Annotated in this window: 2 protein-coding genes; both read right to left on the minus strand. The window is 72.0% G+C overall.

Translation table 11 applies throughout. The features are described 5' to 3' along the window. A partial coding sequence (locus tag GUY60_RS37550; protein ID WP_187370233.1) for a TerD family protein occupies positions 1-536 on the minus strand: 536 nt, incomplete at its 3' end. 114 nt (positions 537-650) lie between these two features. Then, positions 651-1,588 (minus strand): zinc-dependent alcohol dehydrogenase family protein (locus GUY60_RS37555; RefSeq protein ID WP_161705976.1); only part of this gene is annotated, 938 nt, incomplete at its 5' end.

Here is a 1,588-nt window from a genome sequence, read left to right on the forward strand (position 1 = left end):
GGCGCGGCCACCGGGGCGGCGGGCGCCGCGGGCTCCTCGTCGACCGAGACGCCGAAGTCGGTGGCGATACCGGCCAGGCCGTTGGCGTACCCCTGGCCGACCGCGCGGGCCTTCCACGCGCCGTTGCGCAGGTAGATCTCGACGATCACCAGGGCGGTCTCGGAGCCGAGCTGGGGCGGGGTGAAGGTGGCGAGGGTGGCGCCGCCGTCCGCGTCCTTGACGGTGGCGGTGGGCTCGATGCCCTGGAAGGTCTGGCCCGCCGCGTCCGGACTCGCGGTGACGACGATCTTCTCGATGCCGGGCGGGACCGCCGCCGTGTCCACGATGATCGCGTCGGGCGCGCTGCCGCCGCCCGAGCGGTACGTGACACCGGGGCCCGTGGGCTGGTTGTAGAAGATGAAGTCCTCGTCGGAGCGCACCTTGCCGTCCGCGGTGAGCAGCAGGCCCGATACGTCGAGCCGCACCGGAGCGGCGACGTCCACCGCCACGCGCGCGACGGAGAGAGGGATGTTCGAGCCGGGGGTCATAGCTGTCATGCAGGAGATAACGAACGACCCCGCTTTACCGTTCCCTTACTCCACCAGGTTTCACCACCTCGATGCCGAGCCGTGACCCGCGGCCCGGCATCGAGGTGGTGCCGGCCGGCCCTGTCAGTCCGGTACGACGACCGTCTTGCGGCCCGCGCCCGAGGCGAAGTGGTCGAGCGCCTCCGGGTAGCGGGACAGCGGCATCCGGTCGCTGATGAACACCTCCGGGTCGAGCACGCCCCCGGCGAACAGCTCCGCGGCCCGCTCGAAGCTGTGCAGGACGGCCATCGAGCCGGTGATGGTGATCTCCTGGTTGTAGATCCGGTACGGGTTGATCGTCGCGGTGGTCGCGTAGTCGGCGACGCCGAACTGCAGGAACGTACCGGCCTTGGCGACCCGTTCCAGGCCGTCCTGGATGGCGGCGCCGTTGCCGGTCGCGTCGACCACGATGTCCCAGCCCTGCGGCCGGTCGAGCTCGGCGGCGTTCGCGGCGGCCCCGGTGACACCCAACTGCCGTGCGGTGGCGAGCCGTTCGGGGTTGACGTCGAGGATGTCGACGCGGGCCGCGCCGGTGCGCTTGGCGAGCTCCAGCATCATCAGGCCCATGGTGCCGGAGCCGTAGATGAGGACGTGCGAGCCGAGCCGGGCGCGCAGCACGTCGTAGCCGCGTACCGCGCAGGACAGCGGTTCGATCAGGGCGGCGTCGGCGGTGCGGACGTGCTCGGGCAGGCGGACGCAGTTGGCGACCGGGGCGAGAGCGTACCGGGCGGCGCCGCCCGCGGTGGAGACGCCGATCGCGGCCCAGCGCTCGCACAGGTTGTTGTTGCCGGTACGGCAGTAGCGGCACTCGTAGCAGTACAGGGACGGGTCGACGGCGACGCGGTCGCCGATCCGCAGCTCGTTCACCTCGCTGCCGAGGCCGACCACCTCACCGGCGAACTCGTGGCCCGGCACGATCGGCAGCGAGGGCGCGAACTCGCCCTGGAGGATGTGCAGATCGGTGCCGCACAGGCCGCAGGCGGCGACCTCGACGACGACCTGGCGGGGGCCCGGGGTGGGGT

The organism is Streptomyces boluensis (assembly GCF_009908195.1).
GTDB classification, from domain to species: Bacteria; Actinomycetota; Actinomycetes; order Streptomycetales; family Streptomycetaceae; genus Streptomyces; species Streptomyces boluensis.